At 74.2% G+C, this 22,421-nt stretch carries 19 protein-coding genes; 16 read left to right on the top strand and 3 right to left on the bottom strand.

Annotated elements, in window-relative coordinates; all coding sequences use genetic code 11:
* Positions 1-350: 350 nt before the first annotated feature.
* The 4 genes from ABZ719_RS24880 to ABZ719_RS24895 all read left to right on the top strand — a co-directional run bounded on the left by ABZ719_RS24880 (position 351) and on the right by ABZ719_RS24895 (position 3,143).
* The gene (locus tag ABZ719_RS24880) at positions 351-1,961 is read left to right on the top strand and encodes a phage tail sheath subtilisin-like domain-containing protein (protein ID WP_366727396.1); all 1,611 of its coding nucleotides are present in this window, start codon (positions 351-353) and stop codon (positions 1,959-1,961) included.
* A 62-nt stretch (positions 1,962-2,023) separates the two neighbouring features.
* Positions 2,024-2,467 (top strand): phage tail protein, encoded by a 444-nt coding sequence (locus ABZ719_RS24885; RefSeq protein WP_037862822.1) that lies wholly within the window; start codon positions 2,024-2,026, stop codon positions 2,465-2,467.
* On the top strand, positions 2,467-2,988 hold the full coding sequence (locus tag ABZ719_RS24890; RefSeq protein ID WP_037862821.1) for a hypothetical protein: 522 nt from the start codon (positions 2,467-2,469) through the stop codon (positions 2,986-2,988). Before ABZ719_RS24885 ends, ABZ719_RS24890 begins: the two co-directional genes overlap by 1 nt.
* Entirely contained in the window at positions 2,985-3,143 is a 159-nt protein-coding gene (locus tag ABZ719_RS24895) for a DUF6760 family protein (RefSeq protein ID WP_018568006.1), read from the top strand. The genes ABZ719_RS24890 and ABZ719_RS24895 overlap by 4 nt, the downstream gene beginning before the upstream one ends.
* Here the strand turns inward: ABZ719_RS24895 and ABZ719_RS24900 are convergent.
* The gene (locus ABZ719_RS24900; RefSeq protein WP_366727397.1) at positions 3,092-5,152 is read right to left on the bottom strand and encodes a hypothetical protein; all 2,061 of its coding nucleotides are present in this window, start codon (positions 5,150-5,152) and stop codon (positions 3,092-3,094) included. The two genes, ABZ719_RS24895 and ABZ719_RS24900, sit on opposite strands and share 52 nt — an antisense overlap.
* 1,189 nt (positions 5,153-6,341) lie before the next feature.
* Between ABZ719_RS24900 and ABZ719_RS24905 the strand changes: the two genes are divergently transcribed.
* From ABZ719_RS24905 to ABZ719_RS24940, 8 genes are all read left to right on the top strand, one after another.
* Positions 6,342-6,944 (top strand): extensin, encoded by a 603-nt coding sequence (locus ABZ719_RS24905; RefSeq protein WP_366727398.1) that lies wholly within the window; start codon positions 6,342-6,344, stop codon positions 6,942-6,944.
* A gap of 95 nt (positions 6,945-7,039) precedes the next feature.
* Positions 7,040-7,462, top strand: a complete 423-nt coding sequence (locus ABZ719_RS24910) for a phage tail protein (protein WP_366727399.1) — start codon at positions 7,040-7,042, stop codon at positions 7,460-7,462.
* 32 nt (positions 7,463-7,494) lie between these two features.
* A complete protein-coding gene (locus ABZ719_RS24915) occupies positions 7,495-8,220 on the top strand; it encodes a tail protein X (protein WP_037863960.1) in 726 nt (241 codons plus the stop codon).
* A complete protein-coding gene (locus ABZ719_RS24920; protein WP_366727400.1) occupies positions 8,220-10,127 on the top strand; it encodes a VgrG-related protein in 1,908 nt (635 codons plus the stop codon). Before ABZ719_RS24915 ends, ABZ719_RS24920 begins: the two co-directional genes overlap by 1 nt.
* 73 nt (positions 10,128-10,200) lie before the next feature.
* Positions 10,201-10,635: a GPW/gp25 family protein gene (locus ABZ719_RS24925; RefSeq protein ID WP_366727401.1), complete on the top strand. Its 435-nt coding sequence runs from the start codon at positions 10,201-10,203 to the stop codon at positions 10,633-10,635.
* Positions 10,635-12,596 carry a putative baseplate assembly protein gene (locus tag ABZ719_RS24930; protein WP_366727402.1) on the top strand — a complete coding sequence of 654 codons (1,962 nt, stop codon included), beginning with the start codon at positions 10,635-10,637 and terminating at the stop codon, positions 12,594-12,596. The genes ABZ719_RS24925 and ABZ719_RS24930 overlap by 1 nt, the downstream gene beginning before the upstream one ends.
* Positions 12,596-13,180, top strand: coding sequence for a phage tail protein (locus tag ABZ719_RS24935; protein WP_366727403.1), 585 nt, complete (start codon positions 12,596-12,598; stop codon positions 13,178-13,180). Before ABZ719_RS24930 ends, ABZ719_RS24935 begins: the two co-directional genes overlap by 1 nt.
* On the top strand, positions 13,177-14,829 hold the full coding sequence (locus ABZ719_RS24940; protein WP_366727404.1) for a zinc ribbon domain-containing protein: 1,653 nt from the start codon (positions 13,177-13,179) through the stop codon (positions 14,827-14,829). Before ABZ719_RS24935 ends, ABZ719_RS24940 begins: the two co-directional genes overlap by 4 nt.
* Before the next feature lie 86 nt (positions 14,830-14,915).
* Here the strand turns inward: ABZ719_RS24940 and ABZ719_RS24945 are convergent, their stop codons facing one another.
* Both ABZ719_RS24945 and ABZ719_RS24950 read right to left on the bottom strand, forming a co-directional pair.
* Positions 14,916-16,130, bottom strand: a complete 1,215-nt coding sequence (locus ABZ719_RS24945) for an extracellular solute-binding protein (protein WP_366727405.1) — start codon at positions 16,128-16,130, stop codon at positions 14,916-14,918.
* A 542-nt stretch (positions 16,131-16,672) separates the two neighbouring features.
* Positions 16,673-18,112 carry a gamma-aminobutyraldehyde dehydrogenase gene (locus tag ABZ719_RS24950; protein ID WP_366727406.1) on the bottom strand — a complete coding sequence of 480 codons (1,440 nt, stop codon included), beginning with the start codon at positions 18,110-18,112 and terminating at the stop codon, positions 16,673-16,675.
* A 171-nt stretch (positions 18,113-18,283) separates the two neighbouring features.
* Here ABZ719_RS24950 and ABZ719_RS24955 point away from each other — a divergent pair, with 171 nt between their 5' ends.
* The 4 genes from ABZ719_RS24955 to ABZ719_RS24970 all read left to right on the top strand — a co-directional run bounded on the left by ABZ719_RS24955 (position 18,284) and on the right by ABZ719_RS24970 (position 22,406).
* Positions 18,284-18,808 (top strand): Lrp/AsnC family transcriptional regulator, encoded by a 525-nt coding sequence (locus tag ABZ719_RS24955; protein ID WP_037863977.1) that lies wholly within the window; start codon positions 18,284-18,286, stop codon positions 18,806-18,808.
* Positions 18,793-20,172 (top strand): aspartate aminotransferase family protein, encoded by a 1,380-nt coding sequence (locus ABZ719_RS24960; protein ID WP_366727407.1) that lies wholly within the window; start codon positions 18,793-18,795, stop codon positions 20,170-20,172. Before ABZ719_RS24955 ends, ABZ719_RS24960 begins: the two co-directional genes overlap by 16 nt.
* Before the next feature lie 264 nt (positions 20,173-20,436).
* A complete protein-coding gene (locus tag ABZ719_RS24965) occupies positions 20,437-21,180 on the top strand; it encodes an ATP-binding cassette domain-containing protein (RefSeq protein ID WP_037863980.1) in 744 nt (247 codons plus the stop codon).
* Positions 21,162-22,406, top strand: coding sequence for a hypothetical protein (locus tag ABZ719_RS24970; protein WP_366727408.1), 1,245 nt, complete (start codon positions 21,162-21,164; stop codon positions 22,404-22,406). Before ABZ719_RS24965 ends, ABZ719_RS24970 begins: the two co-directional genes overlap by 19 nt.
* Positions 22,407-22,421: the final 15 nt, after the last annotated feature.

Here is a 22,421-nt window from a genome sequence, read left to right on the forward strand (position 1 = left end):
CGGCCGTCCGCTGCGTCGTCGCGTCCCTCTTCCCGTACGCGCACCGCGCTCCCCTCCGCTGCCGGCGGCACCAGATCCTGTCGCCGCCCCCGGACCGCCCGCCCGGAGGGCGCGGCGGGCGGGAGAATGACGACGGACCCCAGCGTCGTCCGCGCGCGCGGGAGGGCGGAAGGGACACGGGGGCAGTCACGCGGGCAGCGGGTCCGGCCGTGCGGGCAGCGGGGCCGGCCGGACTGCCCGTCGGGGCAAAAGGCGTGCCCGCGAAGAGGTACCGCAGGACGTTTCGAGCCACGCGCTTCGCGCGTGAGGGTGGACTCCGTTCCTGTCTCGTACCCCGAGGAGAGCAGAGCATGCCGTCCTACCTGTCGCCCGGCGTCTACGTCGAGGAGGTGGCCAGCGGTTCACGCCCGATCGAGGGCGTCGGCACCTCGGTGGCGGCCTTCGTGGGCCTGGCCCCGGCCGGGCCGCTCAACGAGCCGACCCTGGTGACCAACTGGAGCCAGTACGTGTCGGCCTTCGGTGAGTTCACCGACGGGTACTACCTGGCCCACTCGGTGTACGGGTTCTTCCAGAACGGCGGCACGGCCGCCTACGTCGTCCGGGTGGGCGGCGCCGCCGAGGGCACCGACGGCGCGGCCGGCCGCGCCGCTTCGTCGCCCGCCGCGGTGAGCGGTTCCGCCGCCCCGGCCGCGCTGCCGGCCGGTGAGCCGCGCCAGCTCGGCACGTTCACGGTGACCGCCATCGCGGGCGCCAAGGGCGGGCTGAGCGTCGAGGTCGCCGACCCGGAGGGCGAGGGCCCCGCCGAGCGGTTCAAGCTGGTCGTCAAGGACGGCGACAAGGCCGTCGAGACCTTCGACGTCACCGCCAAGAAGGGCGGCCGCAACTACGTCGTCACGCAGGTGAAGGAGCGCTCGAAGCTCATCACCGTGACCGAGGCCGTACCGGCCGCGCAGCTGGTCCGCCCGGAGAACCAGACGCTGGCCCTGCCGGCCCCGGCGCCCGTCGCGGTCCCCGCCACGCCGCCGGCCCAGGAAGCGGCGCCCGACCGGCACCCCGGCCCGGCCGAGTACCTCGGCGACTCCGCGGACCGCACCGGCTTCGGCGGCCTGGAGGCCGTCGACGAGGTCTCCATGGTCGCCGTCCCCGACCTGATGGCCGCCTACCAGCGCGGCGCGATCGACCTGGAGGCCGTCAAGGCGGTCCAGCTCGGTCTGATCGCGCACTGCGAACTGATGGGTGACCGGGTCGCCGTCATCGACCCGCCGCCGGGACTGAACGCCCAGCAGATCCGGGTCTGGCGCCAGGAGACGGCCGGCTACGACTCCAAGTACGCCGCCCTGTACTACCCCTGGATCAAGACGTTCGACCCCAGCAGCGGCCAGAGCCGGCTGATCCCGCCGAGCGGCCACGTCGCCGGCGTGTGGGCCCGCAACGACGCCGAGCGCGGCGTCCACAAGGCGCCCGCCAACGAGGTCGTGCGCGGCGCGATCGACCTGGAGAACCAGATCACCCGCGGCGAGCAGGACCTGCTCAACCCGATCGGCGTCAACTGCATCCGCGCCTTCCCGGGCCGCGGCATCCGCATCTGGGGCGCCCGCACCCTCTCCTCCGACCCGGCCTGGCGCTACCTGAACATCCGCCGGTACTTCAACTACCTCGAGGAGTCCATCCTCATCGGCACCCAGTGGACGGTGTTCGAGCCGAACGACCACGCCCTGTGGGCCCGTATCCGGCGCAACATCTCCGCGTTCCTGGTCAACGAGTGGCGCAGCGGCGCCCTGTTCGGCCAGCGGCCCGAAGAGGCGTACTACGTCAAGTGTGACGAGGAGACCAACCCGCCGGAGTCGGTCGACGTCGGCCGGGTCGTCTGCGAGATCGGCATCGCCCCGGTCAAGCCGGCCGAGTTCGTGATCTTCCGGCTGGCCCAGTTCTCCAGCGGCAGCGGCGAGCTGGAGGAGTAGGCCCCGCGCCTCCCTCGGCTCCTCTTCCCCCCAGCCAGGTCTTCGAGAAGGACAGCGAACACATGAGTCTCCAGCCGGGTGACGCCCTCACCTCACACAATTTCGGCCTGCAGATCGACGGCGTCATGGTCGAGTACCTGGCCGAGGTCAGCGGTCTGAGCATCGAGCAGGACGTCATCACGTACCAGCAGAACACCCCGGGCGGCCAGAACGTCGTCAAGAACCTGCCGGGCGTGAAGAAGAACGGCACCTGCACGGTCGTGCGCGGCATGACCCAGTCGGCGTCGTTCACCCAGTGGATCAACCAGTCCATCAGCGGGCAGATGACCACGGCCCGCAAGAACGCGTCCATCATCATGATGGACTTCCAGAACAACCCGGTGAAGCGCTACCACCTGCGCAACGCCTGGTGCAGCAAGATCGACGCGAGCACGGTCAAGGCGGGCGAGGCCGCCGCGCTGACCGAGACCGTGACGATCGCGTTCGAAGAACTGGTCATCGAGTAATGCGGCGTACGGCCGGCCGGGCCGGCGGCGCCGTCGCGTACGCCGGCCAGGACGCGGCGGAGCCTGCCCCGGAGACCGGAGAGCAGGCACCGCCGGCGCAGCAGTCCGCCGCACCGCAGCCGGCGGTGCAGCAGCCCCTCCAACAGGAGGTGCTGCGAACCGAGTTCCCCTTCCAGCTGCCCCGCGGCTACGTCGACGAGTCGGGTACCGTCCACCGGGACGGCACGATGCGGCTGTCGACGGCGCGGGACGAACTCGTCCCGCTGCGGGACGTGCGGGTGCAGGAGAACCCGGCGTACCTGTCGGTGGTCCTGCTGGGCCGGGTCATCACCCGGCTCGGCACGCTGCCGCTGGTCCACGACGGCATCGTGGAGAACATGTTCGCCTCGGACCTGGCGTTCCTGCAGGACTTCTACCGGCAGATCAACGCCGAGGGCCACACCCGCGCCGCCGTCCGGTGCCCGCACTGCTCGGAGCCCTTCGAAGTGGAACTCGGCGGGAGCCGCCTGGGGGAATCGTGACGTACGCGACCGACCGGCTGCAGGAGGAGATCGCGTACGTGGCCTACCACTTCCACTGGAGCCTGGAGGAGATCCTGGACCTGGAACACCACGACCGCCGCCGTTACACGGAGGCCATCGCGTCCTTGGTGACGCGGGCCGGGGCGGAGGGCTGAGCTGTGGGATTCCTGGACCGGCTGGACCCGCGGGACCGTGCCCGCAGGCGGGGTTCCGCCCCGCGCGGCGCGACGACGGGCGGTGCCGTGACCGACGCGCGCGCCGCCGGGACGGTGGAGACGGCGGGCGTCACGGGTAGTGCGGACGGGGGCCCGGACGGCTCCCCGTCGGCGGCCTCCGCCCTGCCCGCGGCGGTGGCGCCGGCCTGGACGGCGCTGCCGCCGATCCAGCGTGCCCTCGCGCCGGCCCCGGGCGGTGTCGCCGACTCCGCGTTCGGCGGCCGGCTGCCCACGTGGCAGAACCCGTCGTTCGCGGCTTCGGCCTCCCACGCGGTGCTGGACGGCCGGTCGAGCACGGTGCTCGGCGGCGCGGTCCACCAGGGCACCGCCCGTCCGGTCACGGGCCTGGAGCGTCCCGCCGCCGCCCTGCCCGCGGCCGCCGCCACGGGCCAGGAGCCGGTGGTCCAGCGGGCGCCCGCGGTGCCGCTGCGGTTCATCCCGCCGCGGCTGCCGGGCACGCCGGGTGGCACGCCGGGCCGTGCCGCGAGCGGCGGGCCGGGTGTCCGTCGTACCGCCGCGCCCGCCGGCACTTCCGCGCCGGCCGGACCGGTGCGGCCCGTGCCGCCGTCGGGATCCGCCGGCACCGGGATGCCGGCGCCCGCGCCCAGCGCACCCGCGTCCGGCACGCCCGCGTCCTCGTCCCCGTCCGCGCCGGCCTCACCGGTCGTGCCCGGGCGGGCCGCTTCGGCTGCCCCGGCACCGGTGGTGCAGCGTGCGGGCGCGGCGGGGTCTGGGGCAGGGACCGCGACGGGCGCAGCAGCGGCACCGGGCGGGGGTGCCGGCCGGCGTACGGGCAGCACCGCGCCGACCGGGCCGACCGCCGCCGGAGCCGCACGCTCCGGTCCGTCCGCCGCGCCGGGGAGCACTCCCCCGGTACAGCGGTCGGCGGCGGGCGCCGCCTCCGCGTCGTCATCGGCATCGACATCAGTGGCCTCACCGGCAGCAGCGGAGACCTCCGCGCAGGGAGCCGCCGGACCGTCCTCGTCGCCGGGCGTCCCGGTGGTGACGCCCCAGCCGCCGTCGGCCGGGGCCGCGATCGCCCCGCTGCCCGTGTCCGGCCCCCGGTTGACTCCCGTCACGCCGGGCACGCCGTCGCGCCCGGGGTCGCTCACGCACGCCCAGCGGCGGGCACCGGCCGTGCAGCGGCGCTCGCTTCCCGTGGCCCCGCGGGCCGCGACGGCCCCTGCCGGTGACGCACCCTCTGTGCAGAAGGCTTCCGCCGTGCAGGAAGCACCCGCCGGGACCACGTCCGGCGGCACCAGCGGTCCGGCGGACACACCCGCACCGGCGCCCGCGGCCCAGGGCGGCCAGGACGGCGGCGCAGGCGCCCGCACCACGGCCGTCGCGGCGGGGACCGCGGAACCGGCGGGGCCCGCAGTGCCTGCGGGTCCGGTCCGCGCCGCCACGACGGCGACGGCACCCGCCGCCGCTCCCCGTACCGAGCGCACGACGTCGGGTGCCCCGGCGGTACCGGCCGTCCAGCGGTCGGTGAGTGCGGACGGCGCTCCGCGGCCGGGCGGCACCGACACGTCTTCGGGTGCCCCCGCCGGCCCGGCGGCGACGCGGCCCGGCGGGAGCGTGCCCTCCGGCGGCTCACCGGCCGCCCCCGCACCGGGCACCCCCGTCACCCCGCCGCCGAGCCGGACCGCGGCGACCTCGGCGACGGCGGCAGGCACGGCCCCGGCCGCCCCGCCGAACCGGACCACGGCAACGCCCCCGGCCTCCGCCCCGAGCCCGGCGGCCTCCGGTACGGCTTCCGGGCCGGCCTCCTCGTCACGTCCGGTGCAGCGTGCGGCCGCGGCCCCCGCCCCGGGCAAGGCGCCCGCGCCCGGCCCGGCGGCCCGTCCGGCCACGGCGCCGGCAGCGGGCCCGGCCGCCCCGTCGGCACCGGTCCCGCCGGGGACCACGGTCTCCCGGTCGGCCACGGCACCGGGCAGGACCCCGGCCACCGGCCCCGCCACCACCCCGGCTTCGGCCCCGGCTGACGCTGCGGCGCCCGCAGCCACTTCAGCATCGGCTGCGGCAGCCGCCTCAGCTTCGGGCACGGCCTCTTTGCCCGCTTCGACTTCGGTTTCTTCGTCCGCCGTGCCCTCCGGCTCGGACTCGGGTGCGGGCCGAGCAGCACCGTCCGCACCGGCACCGGCACCGGCACCGGTCCAGCGTGCCGCCAAGGCGTCCCGCCCGGCCTCCGCTCCTGCCGGCTCCCCGGTTGCTGCCCCTTCTCCTTCTCCCACGGTCTCGGGGTCGCCCACCGCCTCTTCGTCCGCGCCCTCTTCCTCCTCGCCGGCCGCGGCCTCTGCCCCGCGCCCGGGTACGGGGTCCGGGTCGGCTTCCGGCGCATCGGCGGCCGGCGGACCCCAGGGCGCCGTACAGCGCCGAGCGGCGTCCGACAGCAGCCGTACGGCCTCCTCCACCCCGCCCACCGCTCCGGCCCTCGGCGCCCCCGTGCAGCGCGCCGCCGGGAGCTCGGCGAGCCCCGCCCCCTCGCCCTCGCTCGCCCACCCGCCCGCACCCGCACCCGTGCAGCGCACCGCGTCCGCCGCCCCGCGCCCGGCAGCCGCACCCGCCGGCCGAGCGCCCCGCCCCGGTCTCGGCGCCCCGGTCTCCTCGCGTCCCGCCGCACCCGCGGTCCCGGCGTCCGGCACCAACTCCCCGGCAGGCCCCTCGGCCGCCACTTCGCCCCCGGCCGGGTCCTCGGCCATCGCGGCCCCTCCCCCTTCACCGGCGGCAGCACCCGTACCGGAACCGGCCCCGGCCCAGGCACCCGTACCGGAACCGGCCCCGGCCCAGGCACCCGTACCGGAACCGGCCCCGGCCCAGGCACCGGTGCCGGCACCGGCACGGGTCCCCTCCGCCGGCGGCACGGCGACGCCCGCCGTCCAGCTCCGCCCCGCCTCCACCCATCCGGCCGCTGCGGTCACCCCGCCGCGCCGCTCCCCCCTCGGGGCACCCCTGAGTACGCCCCCCACCGACGCCGCGCCGGTGGCCACCCCGCCCGCGCATACCCCGCGGTCCACGACTCCCGCCTCCCCCGCCCCGGCAACCGCCCCGGTACCACTGGCATCAGCGCAGTCGCCCCTCCCGGCACCGCTCCCGATGCCGCTGCCGGCGGGACTCCCCGCTCCGCTCCCGCCCACCGTGCAGCGCAGTCTCCAGCGGAGTGCGCCCACCACGCCCACCACCCCTGCCGCGCCGCCCTCCACCACCTCGCCGGCACCTGTGCCCTCGGCCACCGCACCCACGGGCGCGGCCCCCCGCCCCCTCCCCGTGGCCCGCCTCACCCCGCGCCCCGCTCCCCTGCCGGGCGCTCCGGCCGCCGCGGCGGCGCCGGCCTCCGTGGCGTTGCCGGTCGTCCAGCGCTCCTGGTGGAAGAAGTCCACGCCGAAGCCGTCCCGCACCGATCGGACGGCGCCCGCCCCCGCCGCGCCGCCCTCGCGCCCCGCGCCGGCCGCACCCCCCGCGCCCCCCGTACACCACACGGCGCCGCAGGCCACCCACCGCACCGACGGCCCGCCGCCCCCGTACACGCCGCACAGCGCCGCCGGCGCGCCGCCCCCGCCCCCGTCCGAGCCGCCGGAGTACGAGGCGATCCCGCCGGGCGCGTTCGACCCGAGGGAGCTGACCGACTTCCAGCTCGACGAGCTGGTGCACCGGATCATCGGCCGGATCACCCGGCTCATCCGTACCGAACTCCGACTGGACCGTGAGCGGATCGGCAAGCTCCGCGACCCGCGCCACTGACCGCCGGCGCACCCCGGACGTCCGGAGCCCACCCAAGACCCACCGGACACCACCGACCAGAACGACGACGGAAACGAAAGAAGGGCCCACCCTCGATGTCCCGCCAGGACCCGGGTTCCACCATCTGGTTCACCCTCAGCATCGACGGCGAGAGCCTCGGCTACTTCAACGGCTGCGAGGGATTGTCGTCCCAGGTGGAGGTCGAGCACCGCCAGGAGGGCGGCAACAACGGCTTCGTCTGGCAGTTGCCGACCCGCGTCACGTTCTCCACGATCCGGCTGACCCGTCCGCTCACCCCGGACACCACCAAGGTCGCCAAGTGGATCTCGTCCGTGCAGACGGGCATCAAACGGCCCACCGCGCAGATCGCCGCACTGCGCGCGGACGGCTCCGAGGTGGCCCGCTGGGGGCTGATCGACGTGCTCCCGGTGAGCTGGACCGGTCCCACCCTCGACCCGGCGAGTCCCGCGGTGGCGACCGAGGTGCTGGAGATCGCCCACCACGGGTTCACGGACTGAGCTGACGGAACGGACTGAGGGGAACGGCAGACATGGCCAAGGGCAGCAGGGGCGGCGCGGGCAAGAGCCTGGTGCGGGCCACGCTCGCGATCCACCAGCCGCCGAAGGGCAAGAGCAGGACGCCCGGCGGGCTCATCAAGACGTTCGCTTTCGACTTCAACCCGGCGCAGCTGTCGCTGACCCGCCGCGCCAACTGGAAGGTCACCCCCTCCCAGATCGAACGCAAGGGCCCGCTCCCGGAGTTCCTGGGCACCCAGTCGCGGGAGATGAACGTCGAGATCTTCCTGGACACGTCCGACGAGCCGACCAGCAACACCGTGCTGAAGAAGGTCGAGTCGCTGCTCTCCTGCTGCGAGGTGACGGCACAGAGCGTCGCCGCCAAACAGCCCTCGCCGCCGTGGGTGGTCTTCCAGTGGGGGTCGTTCTCGACGGCCCGTTTCACGGCGTACGTCAGCTCGGTGGAGGCGAGTTACACGCTGTTCGGGACCACCGGTGTGCCGATCCGCGCCACCTGCCGGCTCCAGCTGCACGAGATCCCGAGCCGCACCAAGGGGCAGAACCCGACGTCGGGCGCGCTGACCGCGCAGCGCGTGCACCGGGTCGTGGCCGGTGACTCGCTGCAGTCGCTGGCCTGGCGGGAGTACGGCAACGCGTCCGCCTGGCGGTCCATCGCCGAGGCCAACGGCATCGACGACCCGTCCGTGCTGCCGACCGGCGTCGAGCTGGTGCTGCCGGCCGCCGAGGAGGTGCGTGGCTGATGGTGCACACCGCGTTCTCCAATGTCATCGACGTCAAGGTCGGGGGCGCCAAACTGCCCCCGGAGTTCGCCGCGGACCTCGTGGACAGCTACGTCGACCAGGGCGTCGGCGTCCCGGCGGCGTTCCGGCTCACCTTCCGCGACCCCTACCGGCTGCTGCTGGGCAAGCTGAACATCACGTTCGGCACCAAGGTGGTCCTCGCTCCGGTCGCCGACGGCGAGGGGGCCGGTGACCCGCTGCTGACCGGTGAGGTGACGGGCCTGGAGGCCGACTACGACGGCACCGGCAGCTTCACCGTCGTGCGCGGCTACGACCTCGGGCACCGTCTGCTGCGCCAGCGCCGGGTGGCGGCGTACCGCAACCAGAGCGCGTCCGACATCGCCCGCAAGCTGGCCGCCCAGGACGGGGTGCCGATCGGGCGGATCGAGTCGACGCGGACGGTGTACGAGTTCATCAGCCAGTCCAACGTCACCGACTGGGACTTCCTCGCGCGGCTCGCCGACGAGAACGAGATGGTCATGTCGGTGGACGCGGACGGCAGGTTCCAGTTCGTGAAGCCGAAGTCGGCCTCCGGGGCGCCCTCCCCGAGCACCGACGGGGAGAAGAGCCCGTTCGTGCTCCAGGCCGGGCACGACATCCTGCGGCTGCGGGCCGCGGTGACCGCCGCCGACCAGGTGGGCAAGGTCGAGTCGCGCGGCTGGGACGTGACGACCAAGAAGAAGCTCACCGCGACCGCGCCCGCCACCGACAACCCGGGCATCACCATCGGCACCACGCCGGGCGCCGCCGCCGCCAAGTTCACGACCGCCAAACTGGTCGAGACGGGCACGCCCTACGACAAGCAGAACGAGGTGAAGTTCGCGGCCGACGCCCTCGCCGACGACGTGACGGGCTCGTTCGGAGAGCTGGAGGTCGTCGCGCGCGGGAACCCCCTGCTGCGCCCGGGGGTCCCGGTGGCGCTGGCGGACGTGGGCGTGCCCTTCGAGGGCAAGTACACGGTCACCTCGGTGCGGCACGTGTTCGGTGACGGCAAGCACTACGAGGTGTGGGTGACGGTCAGCGGACGGCAGTGGCGTTCGCTGTACGGTCTGGCCTCGGGCGGCTCCGACACCGCGCCGCGGCTGCCGAGCGTGGCCAACGCTCTGGTGACGGACGTGAACGACCCGCTGAAGCAGGGCCGGGTGCGGCTGCAGTTCCCCTGGCTGGACGACCGTTACGTCAGCGACTGGACGCGGACCGTGCAGCTGGGCGGCCTGGACGGCGGCGGGATCTTCCCGATGGACGTCAACGACGAGGTGCTGGTCGCCTTCGACCGGGGTGCCCTGGACCACCCGTTCGTCATCGGCGGGCTCTACAACGGCCGGGACAAGCCGACGCCGGTCAGCGACGTGCCGTTGCACGACGCGGTGCGCAAGAAGGCGAGCCGGCACACCGTCTCCGACCGGGACGGCAACCGCATGGACCTGCTCAGCCAGAAGACGGGCGGCCGCAAACAGGGCGTCCGGCTGGTCTCCGGGGACAAGCGGCTCACCATCAGCCTGGACCGGACGAACACCGAGATCATCGTGGACAGCAAGGGGTCGGTGACGATCAAGGGCAGCCGGTCGGTGTCGGTGGAGGCGGGCACCGACCTGTCGCTGAGCGCCGGTCGCAGCCTGACCCTCAAGAGCGGCGGCCCGCTCAGCATCCAGAGCGCCAGCATGGTCAACGTGCGGGCGGCGACCGAGATCGGGGTCACGGCCGGGGGTGCGCTGAACCTGTCGGCGGGCGGTGTCGCCAACCTCACCGGCGGGGGCACCGTGCAGATCTCCTCGCTCGCCAACACGACGATCAAGGCGCCGACCACCCTGGTCGCGTCCCCCGTCTTCGGTGTCACCACCATCCCCGTGCCGATGGTGATCCCGTGAGCCGTCCCTGTCACCGTGGCCGCCCCGGCGGCCGCCGCCGTCGCCGATTTCGTGGAAAGCGGGTGCCGTCCTGATGGCCGAGCAGTTCGTGGGGTCCGGCTGGTCGTTCCCGTTGCGCATCGGGCCGACCGGCGGGATCGCGCTGGTCAGCGGCGAGCGCGAGATCGAGGAGGCGATCCGCCTGGTGCTGTCGACGGCGCCGGGCGAGCGGCCCATGCGGCCCGACTTCGGCTGCGCCATCCACGACCTGGTGTTCGCCCCGGTCAACGAGCAGACCGCGGGCCGCATCCAGCACGAGGTGTACGCCAGCCTGGACCGCTGGGAGCCGCGCATCGAGGTCGACGACGTCGAGGTGTCGGCGGGCGGCGACCAGAGCGTCCTCTACATCGACGTGCGCTACTCGATCCGCGGCACCAACAACCCGCGCAGCCTCGTCTTCCCGTTCTACGTCATTCCGTCCCACGACGAGCCGGACGGCACCGCCCCGGCTCCGGAAAGCGACCGCTGATGGCACTGCCCTCCCCCAACCTCGACGACCGCCGCTTCCAGCAGTTCGTCGACGACGCCAAGCGCTACATCCAGCAGCGTGCTCCGGAGTGGACCGACCACAACGTCTCCGACCCGGGCGTCACCCTGGTCGAGACGGTCGCCCACATGGCCGACCAGATCGTCTACCGGCTCAACCGGGTGCCGGAGAAGAACCACCTGGCCTTCCTCGACCTGGTCGGGATCACCCTGTTCCCGCCGTCGGCCGCCCGCACGGACGTCACGTTCTGGCTGTCGGCGCCGCAGGAGGAGCCGGTGGCGGTGCCCGTGGGCACCGAGGTGGCGACCGTGCGCACCGAGAGCGAGGAGGCGGTGGTCTTCGCCACCGAGCGCGAACTGACGGTCGTCCCCTGCGAGTTGCGGAACCTGCTGGTGCAGCACCGGGGCGAGGCGGCGGTGGACCGCACCCACGACCTCGCCGAGGAGGACAAGGACCTGCTGTGCTTCGCCGAGTCCCCCGACCCCGGTGACTGCATGCTGCTCGGCCTGTCCGCGGCGGTGCCGCACTGCGCGGTCTCCCTGGACCTGGACAGCCGGGTCGACGGTGTCGGCGTGGACCCGCGCCAGCCGCCGCTGGTGTGGGAGGCGTGGACGGCGGACGGCTGGCAGTCCTGCGAGGTCGACCGGGACGGCACCGGTGGTCTCAACCGTCCCGGCGAGGTGGTCCTGCACGTGCCCGGCGGGCACGTGCTGTCCCGCAACGCCGGCCAGGAGGCGGGCTGGCTGCGCTGCCGGGTCACCGAACCCCACCCCGGCCAGCCCTTCTACACCACCTCCCCCACCATCCGGGCCGCCGGGGCGTTCACGATCGGCGGCACCACCGCCACCGTGCACGCGGAGACGGTGTACGACGAGGCGCTCGGCGAGTCCACCGGGCTGCCCGGCCAGCGGCTGCGTCTGACGCACGCGCCGGTGGTCGGGGACGACCCGCCGGTGCTGCTGCAGACCGCCGAGCACGACGGCTGGGTGGACTGGCAGGTCGTCCCGAACTTCGCGGCCTCCGGCCCGGGCGACCGGCACATCACCCTGGACGCCACGACCGGCGAGATCGCCTTCGGCCCGGCGGTGCGCGAACCCGACGGCTCGCTGCGCCAGTACGGGACGGTGGCGCCCAAGGGCTCGCCGATCCGGGCCCGCCGCTACCGCACCGGCGGCGGCCGGGCGGGCAACGTCGCCCGCGGCGCCGTGCAGATCCTGCGCACCTCCATCCCGTACGTCTCCGAGGTCACCAACCGCGAGGCCGCGCGCGGCGGGGTGGACGGGGAGACCGTCGAGGAGGCGAAGGTCCGGGCGCCGATCACGCTGCGCGCCCAGGAGCGTGCGGTGACCCTGCGGGACTACGAGGAGCTGGCCCGGCGGGCCGCCCCCGAGACCGCGCGGATCACCTGTCTGGAGGGCGAGGAGGGCGAGCACGGGGCTTACGCGGTGCGGGTCCTCGTGGTGCCGCAGGCGGTGCCGGACCCGGGCGGCCGGCTCCGCTTCGAGCAACTGGTGCCGGGCGACGCCCTGCTGGACCGGATCACCCGTCATCTGGACGAACGGCGCCTGATCGGGACCCGGCTGGCGGTCGGCCCGCCGTACTACCAGGGCGTGACGGTGGTGGCGACGGTGCACGCGTTCCGGGGCGTCGACACCGACCGGGTGCGGCGGGACGCGCACGACGCGCTGTACCGGCACCTCGACCCGCTGACCGGCGGCGCCGCGGGCACGGGCTGGCCGTTCGGCCGTCCGGTGCAGTCCGGTGAGGTCTTCGCGGTGCTCCAGCGCGTGCCGGGCGTCGAACTGGTCGACCAGGTGGTCCTGCACCCGGCCGACCCGCTGACCGGCAAGCGCGGCGAGGCCACCGACCGCATCGACCTGTCCGCGCCGTCCCTCGTGTTCTCCTTCGACCACCGGGTGCGGGTCATCGGGGACGGTGCCTGATGCGCGGTTCCATCGACGGACTGGGCTCGTCCGCTCCGATCGGCATGATGCTGCCCGCGGTGTTCGCCGACGACGATCTCGCGCAGCGGTTCGTCGCCGGACTGGACGAGGTCCTCGCGCCGATCCTGAACGTCCTCGACTGCATGGACACGTACTTCCGGCCGTCGCTGGCCCCGCTGGACTTCGCCCAGTGGCTGGGGGGCTGGGTCGGTGCGGAGACCGACGGCAGTGAACCCGAGCCGCTGCTGAGGGCCGCGGTGGCCGCCGCCGCGTACCTGCACCGGGTCCGCGGCACCCGGCGCGGGCTCGCCGAGGCCGTACGGCTCGCCTTCGGAGTCGAGCCGGAGATCAGCGAGAGCGGTGCCGCCACCTGGAGCGCCCGCCCGCTGGGTCCGGTGCCCGGCGAGGCGCGCCCGCGCCTGCACGTGCACCTGCGGCTGCCCGACCCGACCCCCGCGGACCGCTACCGCCTGGACTCCCTGGTCGCCGCCGCCCGCCCCGCCCACATGCCGTACACGGTGCAGGTGACCGCGGCCCGGCCCGCCGTCCCCGCCGAACCCGCCGAAAGGACCCCCGAGAGATGACGACCCCCCAGAACTGCGCCGACTGCGGCACCCGCGCGGAACCGGGCCAGTCGTTCTGCGACGCCTGCGGGGCGGTACTGAGCTGGACGGACCCGGTGGCGTCCCGCGCCCCGTCCGCCGCGTCCCGGGTGCCGGAGCCGAGCGGGGCCGCCGCGTCCGGCGGCTCCGCGGGATCCGCCGCGTCCGCCGGCTCGTCCGCGGCCGCCGACGCCCCGGCGGGGCGCGGTGACGCGTCCGGCGCGGCCCCGGCCCCGCAGGGCGCCGGGCACGGACCGGGTGCCGGCGGTGACGGCGGCGGCGCGGGCGCCCGCGGGCAGGCGCCCGCGGGGTCCGCGTCCGCCGGAGGGGCGCCTTCGGGAGCCGTCGCCGGCGGGCCCGCGTCCGCCGGGCCGGCCACGCCCCCCGCCGCTCCCGCCGCCACGGCCGCTTCTCCGGAGCCCGCCCGGGGCACCGCGCCGGAGTGGCCCGCCTCCCCGCGGCCGGACGGCGCCGGTCACGATCCGGCGGGCCCGGCCTCCCGGCCCGGCGGGGAGCCGGCCGGCGACGCCTGGCACGCCCCGGGCCGGTCCCGCGAGGACGACACGCTCCCGAACGCGGCCCCTGGGGTCCACTACTTCTCGGACCCCGCCGGCGCACCCGCCGCCGCCGGTTCCGCCGCCCCGGCCCCCGAGCCCGCCTCCTGGCCCACGCCTCCCGCGGGCACGCCGGCGGCCGCGCCGGGCGCCCCGCTTCCCGGCACCCCGGAGGACGCGGCGGAGCGGGCGCGGCGCCTGCTGATCCCGGTCGCCGACCCGGACGCCCAGCCCGCGCCCGCCCCCTCCGTCGCGCCGGTGCTGCCCGGCCGCCCCGCCCCCCAGCGCCCCCAGTCCGTACGGGCCCCCGGCGAGGAACTCGGCGCGGACGGCGGTCTGCCCTGCCCCTGGTGCGGCACCCGGAACCGGCCGGAGCGGCACTACTGCGCGCGCTGCGCGATGCCCATGGCCGGTGACCGGCACGCGCCGGTCCGGCTGCCCTGGTGGCGGCGGCTGCTGCGCGGCGGCAACAGCGAGGCGCCGTGGGCCGGTGACCGCCCCCGGCTGCGCCGCGCCTTCGACCGCGTACTGACCTGGCTGGGCGCGGCGATCGTGCTGACCCTGCTGATCGTGCTGGCCGTGAAGATCCCCGACGGTGTGCAGGCGACCCGCGACCACTTCGCCAAGCGGGCTCCGGTCGCGCCCGACCGGGTCAGTGCCTCCCGCTCGTACCCGGGGCACAAGCCGGACCTGGCATTCGACAAGATCAACAACACCTGGTGGGGTCCGGGCGTGTCCGAGAGCGGCCAGGGCCAGTGGATCGAGGCGCGCTTCGACCAGCCCACGCGCCTGCTGAACCTGATCATCACGCCGGGTGTGTCCATCCGTGCCGACCAGCTCTCCAAGTCGGCGCTCCCGCACCGCATCGAGGCCCGGATCACGCTGGCCGACGGCAAGACCACGACCCGTGAACTCGTCCTCGACCAGGGGGCGGGGCCCCAGACCCGCGCCTTCCGCGTCGGCAAGGCCACGGCGGTCCGCTTCACCATCGAGTCGGCCTACCAGCCCTCGGCGCAGAAGCAGGTCTCCATCGCCGAGATCGAGTTCTTCGGCCCGTCCAACGCGAGCGGGAGCTGACCGGGCCGGGGTGCCGAGGGAGGAGCCGGACGCGGGCCGGCAGCCCCTGGGGCGGGAGGAGTTGAGCGTGGGGCTCGGGAGGGCCCCTACAGCCCCACGATCTTGTTCCAGCGCCTGGCGAACTCCACCCGTTCCGTGGAGGTGATGTCACGGGCGATGGCCAGGCGCCGCCGCATGGTGGCGTCGGGGAAGATCAGCGGGTTCTCGGCCAGGGCGGCCGTCTCCTCGTCGCCGGAGGCGGCCAGCACCTCCTTGGCCGCCGGGACCGGGCAGACGTAGTTCACCCAGGAGGCCAGTGCGGCGGCGGCCTCGGGCTCGCAGTAGTGGTCGATCAGGCGCTCGGCGCTCGCCTTGTGGGCGGCCCGGTCGGGGATCATCAGGGAGTCCGACCACAGCTCGGCGCCCTCCTCGGGGACGACGAAGCGGATGTCGGGGTTGTCCGCCTGGAGCTGGATCACGTCGCCCGAGTAGGCCTGGCAGGCCAGGACGTCGCCGCTGACCAGGTCCTTGGTGTAGTCGTTGCCGGTGAAGCGGCGGATCTGGCCGCGGGCGACCTGCTTCTCCACCTGGTCGCAGACGCGGTGGAAGTCGTCCGCCGTCCACTTCCTGATGTCGACGCCATTGCCCTGCATCAGCAGGGCGAAGGACTCGTCCAGGCCGGACAGCAGGGTCACCCGGCCCTTGAGGTCGCTCGCCCACAGGTCGGCGACGCGGTGGATGTCGCGGCCGAGCCGGCGGCGGTCGTAGGCGATGCCGGTGATGCCCGACTGGTAGGGCACGGTGAATCTGCGGCCGGGGTCGAAGGCGGGCGAACGCAGCAGCGGGTCCAGGTGCTCGGCGACGTTCGGCTGCCGGGCCCGGTCCATCTCCTGCACCCAGCCCAGGCGCACGAAGCGTGCGCACATCCAGTCGCTGATGACGATGAGGTCGCGGCCGGGCTCCTGGTGGTTCATCAGGGCCGGGCTGATCTTGCCGAAGAACTCGTCGTTGTCGTTGATCTCCTCGGAGTACGCCACCGAGATCCCGGTGCGCTTCTCGAAGGCCTCCAGCGTGGGCCGCCGGTTCGGGTTCTTGTCGTCGGTGTCGATGTAGAGCGGCCAGTTCGACCAGGCCAGCCGCTTGTCGGTGGCCGACAGGTCCGGGACGGAGCGGTCGCCCGCGGCGACGTACGCGGCCGGCACCCCGCATCCGGCGAGCGCGCCGAGCGCGGCGGTGGAGCCGAGGGCGCGCAGCAGGGACCGGCGGGAGGCGGCGGGCGGGACGCGCGGCGGGGTGCGGGGCGTCAGCGGAGTCCGGGGCATCCCCGCAGCATGCCGCCCGCGACCGCCCCGGACAATCGACGCTCCGTCGAGCGCGGCGGGGCTGCCCGGACACCTTGTCGATCCCGGGACACTTGCCGAGCCCGGCTCGCCGGCACGGTCTGCGGCCACGGCCCACCGCCCTTCGCCCGCAAGGCCGTTGGACGCCGGGGCCGCGCGCCGCGCGTTCGCGGGAAGAGCGCCGGACAGCCGGGGGCAGCAGGCCGTAGGGGCGGCGGCAGAGCCCCGGACGGGCGCGGGCAGAGCCCCGGACGGGCGCGGGCGACGCCGTCCGGCCGCAGGCAGAAGGCCGTACGGCCTGGGACAGAACGCCGGACGGCCAGGGCAGAAGCCGGACGGGCGCGGGCGGAACGCGGTACGGCCACGGGAAGCACCGCCCGGTCGCGGCAAGACGCGGCGCGCGTCGGCCCGGAAGGGCGCGCGAGGGGTGTCAGCGACGGTCGCCGGGTGTCCGCGGACGTGCCGCGGCCCCGGACGGTCCGTCCACCGTCCGGGGCCGCGGATCCTGCCGGGGCGTTGGCGGGTCAGCCGTCCAGCGAGGTCATGACGTGCTTGATGCGCGTGTAGTCCTCGAAGCCGTACGCCGACAGGTCCTTGCCGTAGCCGGACTTCTTGAAGCCGCCGTGCGGCATCTCGGCGACCAGCGGGATGTGGGTGTTGATCCACACGCAGCCGAAGTCGAGCTTCTTGGACATCCGCATGGCGCGGGAGTGGTCCTTGGTCCACACCGAGGAGGCCAGCGCGTACTCGACGCCGTTGGCCCACTCGACGGCCTGGTCCTCGTCGGTGAAGGACTGGACGGTGATGACCGGGCCGAAGACCTCCTTCTGGATGATCTCGTCGTCCTGCTTGAGGCCGGAGACGACGGTCGGGGCGTAGAAGTAGCCCTTGTCGCCGACCTGGTGACCGCCGGCCTCGACCTTGGCGTGGGCGGGCAGCCGCTCGATGAAGCCGGCGACCTGCTTGAGCTGGTTGGGGTTGTTCAGCGGGCCGTACAGGACGTCCTCGTCGTCGGGCTGCCCGGTCTTCGTGTCCTCGGCGGCCTTGGCGAGCGCGGAGACGAACGCGTCGTGGATCGACTCGTGGACCAGGACGCGGGTGGCGGCCGTGCAGTCCTGGCCGGCGTTGAAGTAGCCGGCCATGGCGATGTCCCCGACGGCCTTGTCGATGTCGGTGTCCTCGAAGACCACGACCGGGGCCTTGCCGCCCAGCTCCAGGTGGACCCGCTTGAGGTCCTTGGAGGCGGACTCGGCGACCGACATGCCGGCGCGGACGGAGCCGGTGATGGAGGCCATCGCGGGGGTCTCGTGCTCGACCATGAGGCGGCCGGTGTCGCGGTCGCCGCAGATGACGTTGAAGACGCCCTTGGGCAGGACCGAGCCGACGATGTCGGCGATCAGGACGGTGGAGGCCGGGGTGGTGTCCGACGGCTTGAGGACGACCGTGTTGCCGGCCGCGAGCGCGGGGGCGAACTTCCACACGGCCATCATCATCGGGTAGTTCCACGGCGCGACCTGGGCGCAGACGCCGATCGGCTCGCGGCGCACGATCGAGGTCAGACCCTCCATGTACTCGCCGGCCGAGCGGCCCTCGAGCATCCGGGCCGCACCCGCGAAGAAGCGGATCTGGTCGACCATGGGCGGGATCTCCTCGGAGCGGGTCAGCCCGATGGGCTTGCCCGTGTTCTCCACCTCCGCCGCGATCAGTTCCTCGGCGCGCTCCTCGAAGGCGTCCGCGATCTTCAGCAGGGCCTTCTGCCGCTCGGCCGGGGTGGTGTCGCGCCAGGCGGGGAAGGCCGCGGCGGCCGCGGCCATGGCGGCGTCCACGTCCGCCTGACCGGACAGCGGCGCGGTCGCGTACGCCTCGCCGGTCGCGGGGTTGACCACCTCGGTGGTCCGCCCGTCGGCGGCGTCCCGGAACTCACCGTCGATGTAGTTGCGCAGACGACGCAGCTCGGTGCTCACTGCCGGCCCTCCTGGTGGGGTTCAAGGTGTCCAATCACTGAGACACCCACCCTAGTCGCCCGGCCGACGTTTTCAACACCCCCACCGCCACCACTTCTGCGAAATCCGCAAGACTCGGCGCCGCAAACAACGAATTTCATCGATTCGGGGTTGCGGAACTGTCGAGACGTCGTGCACAGTGAGGACGTGGCCAGTCGAAGCGCAGACCAGAAGGACTCGCCCCGCGAGTCCCGCAACGGGAACGGCACCCCCCAGCTCGACGCCGTCTCCCTCGCCATCATCCAGCAGCTCCAGGAGGACGGCCGCCGGCCCTACGCGGCGATCGGCAAGGCCGTCGGCCTCTCCGAGGCGGCCGTGCGCCAGCGCGTGCAGAAGCTGCTGGACCAGGGCGTCATGCAGATCGTCGCCGTCACGGACCCGCTCACCGTGGGCTTCCGCCGGCAGGCGATGGTCGGCGTGAACGTCGAGGGCGATGTCGAGGCCATCGCGGACGCGCTGACTGACATGTCGGAAGTCGAGTACGTGGTGATGACCGCGGGCTCGTTCGACATCCTCGCGGAGATCGTCTGCGAGGACGACGACCACCTGCTGGACGTCATCAACAAACGCATCCGGGCCCTGCCCGGCGTGCGCTCCACCGAGAGCTTCGTCTACCTCAAGCTCAAGAAGCAGACCTACATGTGGGGAACCCGATAACCGTGAGCAAGGACCTCAGCCGAACCGCGTACGACCACCTGTGGATGCACTTCACCCGCATGTCCTCGTACGAGAACGCCCCCGTGCCGACCATCGTGCGCGGCGAGGGCACCTACATCTACGACGACCAGGGCAAGCGCTACCTCGACGGCCTCGCGGGCCTGTTCGTGGTCCAGGCCGGCCACGGCCGCACCGAGCTGGCCGAGACCGCCTTCAAGCAGGCGCAGGAACTGGCCTTCTTCCCGGTCTGGTCGTACGCCCACCCCAAGGCCGTCGAGCTGGCCGAGCGGCTGGCGGACTACGCCCCGGGCGACCTGAACAAGGTCTTCTTCACCACCGGCGGCGGCGAGGCCGTCGAGACGGCCTGGAAGCTCGCCAAGCAGTACTTCAAGCTCACCGGCAAGCCGATGAAGCACAAGGTCATCTCCCGCGCGGTCGCCTACCACGGCACCCCGCAGGGCGCCCTGTCCATCACCGGCCTGCCGGGCCTGAAGGCCCCCTTCGAGCCGCTGGTCCCGGGCGCGCACAAGGTCCCGAACACCAACATCTACCGCGCCCCGATCCACGGCGACGACCCCGAGGCCTTCGGCCGCTGGGCCGCCGACCAGATCGAGCAGCAGATCCTCTTCGAGGGCCCCGAGACGGTCGCCGCCGTCTTCCTGGAGCCGGTGCAGAACGCCGGCGGCTGCTTCCCGCCGCCGCCCGGGTACTTCCAGCGCGTGCGCGAGATCTGCGACCAGTACGACGTGCTGCTCGTCTCCGACGAGGTCATCTGCGCCTTCGGCCGCCTGGGCACCATGTTCGCCTGCGACAAGTTCGGCTACGTCCCGGACATGATCACCTGCGCCAAGGGCATGACCTCGGGCTACTCCCCGATCGGCGCCTGCATCATCTCCGACCGCCTGGCCGAGCCGTTCTACAAGGGCGACAACACCTTCCTGCACGGCTACACCTTCGGCGGACACCCGGTCTCCGCCGCGGTCGGCCTGGCCAACCTCGACCTGTTCGAGCGCGAGGGCCTCAACCAGCACGTCCTGGACAACGAGGGCGCCTTCCTGTCCACGCTGCAGAAGCTGCACGACCTGCCGATCGTCGGCGACGTCCGCGGCAACGGCTTCTTCTACGGCATCGAGCTGGTCAAGGACAAGAACACCAAGGAGTCCTTCAACGACGAGGAGACCGAGCGCGTCCTGTACGGCTTCCTCTCCAAGGCGCTCTACGACAACGGCCTGTACTGCCGTGCCGACGACCGCGGCGACCCGGTCGTCCAGCTCGCCCCGCCGCTGATCTCCAACCAGGACACGTTCGACGAGATCGAGCAGATCCTGCGCGCGGTGCTGACGGAGGCGTGGACCAAGCTGTGACCCCGCCGAGGTGAGCGAACCACGGCGCACACCTCCGATCAGATGATCATCACCGGCCCCGGAGCCGTCCGTTCGAGTGGGAAACGGCGGCCCGGGGCCGTGTGCTGTCCGGCCACCCGGCCCCGGCTGCCTAGCGTGACGTGACCGATCGGCTCCGCCTTCGTTCCCCCGTACGAGGGATTCGTACGGAGAACGGGCACGAGGGGTCCCCGGACCCGCACGGCACCCCGCGCGGCATTCCTGATCCGAACCGAGGTGTACGCCATGGTGGCCCCGCCGGACAACGACGTGCTCTGGGCACGCGCCCTGCACTACACCCACAAGGACGGCTCGCCCGCCCTGAGCGGAGTCTCGCTCGGTGTCGGACAGGGCGAGATCCTCGCCGTCGCCGGACCGAGCGGCAGCGGCAAGACCACCCTGCTGCGCTGCCTGTCCGGCATGGTGCGGGTCCGCGAGGGCGAGGTCTGGTTCAACAGCGCCCCCGTGCACACGCTCGGCGCGCTCGCCCGCGAGCGGCTGCGCCGCGACCGGTTCGGCTGGATCGACCCCGCTCCCGTCCTCGTACCGGAACTGAACGCCTGGGAGAACACCGCCCTGCCGCTCATGCTGCGCGGCACCGGCCGGCGCCGGGCCAAGGTGGCCGCCCTGGAGTGGCTGGAGCGCCTGGACGTCGGCGAACTGGCCCGCAAACGCCCGCACCAACTGCGCCAGGCCGAACGGCAGCGGGTCTGCATCGCCCGCGCGCTCGCCCCCGCGCCCACCGTGCTCTTCGCCGACGAGCCGACCGCGCCGCTGCACCGCGCCGACCGCGCCCACGTGCTGCGCACCCTCACCACGGCCGCCCGCTCGCACGGCATCACCGTCCTGCTGGCCACCCACGACGCTCAGACCGCGGCCCTCGCCGACCGCACGGTGGCCCTCCAGGACGGGCGGTGCGTGAAGACCGTGCAGCTGCCCCCGGCGGGTGACGCCACGGAAGGCCGGGCCGCGTGCTCGCTCTCCGTCTGACCCGCCTCGCCCACCCCGCCGTGCAGCTGCGCCGCCTGACGGTGGCCGCCGCCTCGGCGGGCACCGGCTTCCTGCTGCTGTGCAGCCTGGCCTACGGCCTCGGCCACCCGGACGACCCCGGCGCCGCGCTGCTGCGGCTGTCCTGGTGCGCGGTGCCACTGGCCGCCACCGTGTACCTCACGGTCGCCGTGGCCCGCACCGACCCGGCCACCCGGCCCCGCACGGCACTGTCCGCGCTCGGCCTGGGCCCCGGCCGCCTGATGGCCGTCTCGGCCGCCACGACCGCCCTGACCTGCACGGCCGGTTCGCTCCTCGCGCTGCTGCTCTTCCTGCACCTGCGCGGCGGCCTCACCGGACTGCCGTTCGACGGCGCCGCCTCCGGAGTCCTCGCCGCGCGCGAGCGGCTACCGGTGCCGGGAGCGCTGACGCTGCTCGCGATCGTCCCGGCCCTGGCCTCGATCGCCGTGGCCTGGTCCCTGCGTCCGCGCGAGCCCCGTCCGGCCCCCCGCGCCGCCGCGCCCGCCCCGCAGGACGCGGACGCCCCCGCCGACGCCGGCCCCGCCGGCCCCGGCACCGGCGCCGCCCCGGAGGACACCGACCCGCACCGCCCCCTCCCGCCCCGCCGGCCCCCCGCCGGCCTGCCCTGGGGGATCGCCGTGCTGGCCGTCGGCCTCACCGTCGAGGCCTACGCGGGCCGCTCCCCCGCCTCCCGCACGGCCCTGCCCGGCCACCTCGCCGCCGACTCCGCGCCGGTCCTGGCGGGCTGGCTGCTCACCGCCCTCGGCCTGGCCCTGGCCGGCCCCGGCCTCACCCACCTGTGCGGCCGCCTCCTGCAGGCGGTGCGCCCCGGCGCCGTACGCCTGCTGGCGGGCCGGGTGCTGATGGAGGAGGCGGCCCGGATCGGCCGCCCGCTGGGCGTGGTCTGCGCGGTGGCGTCCGGCGCGTACGCCGCGGTCGCGCTGTCCGGCGGCGCGGCACCGGATCCCGGACCCCTCACCGCCCTGGGCGCTCTCCTGGTGGCAGGCTGCGCGGTGGCCGCGCTGCTCACCGCCGCGGTGGAGGCCCGGCAGTCCCGGTCCGCGACCATCGCCGCCCTGCGCCGGCTCGGCGCCCCGGCCACCACGCTGCGGTCCGCCGCGGCCCTGCGCGCCGGCGCCCTGCTGGCCCTGTTCGTGCCGCTGACCCTGGTGATCGCCGCTCTCGCCGCGCTGCCGCTGGCGCGCTGAGACAGCCGTACGAAA

Source organism: Streptomyces sp. NPDC006743 (assembly GCF_040703815.1).
Lineage (GTDB): Bacteria > Actinomycetota > Actinomycetes > Streptomycetales > Streptomycetaceae > Streptomyces.

Excerpts from the sequence above, each read along its gene's own strand:
- ABZ719_RS24925 (WP_366727401.1), top strand. The coding sequence starts at position 10,201 with ATGGCCGAGCAGTTCGTGGGGTCCGGCTGGTCGTTCCCGTTGCGCATC.
- ABZ719_RS24915 (WP_037863960.1), top strand. The coding sequence starts at position 7,495 with ATGGCCAAGGGCAGCAGGGGCGGCGCGGGCAAGAGCCTGGTGCGGGCC.
- ABZ719_RS24940 (WP_366727404.1), top strand. The coding sequence starts at position 13,177 with ATGACGACCCCCCAGAACTGCGCCGACTGCGGCACCCGCGCGGAACCG.
- ABZ719_RS24885 (WP_037862822.1), top strand. The coding sequence starts at position 2,024 with ATGAGTCTCCAGCCGGGTGACGCCCTCACCTCACACAATTTCGGCCTG.
- ABZ719_RS24910 (WP_366727399.1), top strand. The coding sequence starts at position 7,040 with ATGTCCCGCCAGGACCCGGGTTCCACCATCTGGTTCACCCTCAGCATC.
- ABZ719_RS24890 (WP_037862821.1), top strand. The coding sequence starts at position 2,467 with ATGCGGCGTACGGCCGGCCGGGCCGGCGGCGCCGTCGCGTACGCCGGC.
- ABZ719_RS24965 (WP_037863980.1), top strand. The coding sequence starts at position 20,437 with ATGGTGGCCCCGCCGGACAACGACGTGCTCTGGGCACGCGCCCTGCAC.
- ABZ719_RS24880 (WP_366727396.1), top strand. The coding sequence starts at position 351 with ATGCCGTCCTACCTGTCGCCCGGCGTCTACGTCGAGGAGGTGGCCAGC.
- ABZ719_RS24945 (WP_366727405.1), bottom strand. The coding sequence starts at position 16,130 with ATGCCCCGGACTCCGCTGACGCCCCGCACCCCGCCGCGCGTCCCGCCC.
- ABZ719_RS24935 (WP_366727403.1), top strand. The coding sequence starts at position 12,596 with ATGCGCGGTTCCATCGACGGACTGGGCTCGTCCGCTCCGATCGGCATG.
- ABZ719_RS24920 (WP_366727400.1), top strand. The coding sequence starts at position 8,220 with ATGGTGCACACCGCGTTCTCCAATGTCATCGACGTCAAGGTCGGGGGC.
- ABZ719_RS24930 (WP_366727402.1), top strand. The coding sequence starts at position 10,635 with ATGGCACTGCCCTCCCCCAACCTCGACGACCGCCGCTTCCAGCAGTTC.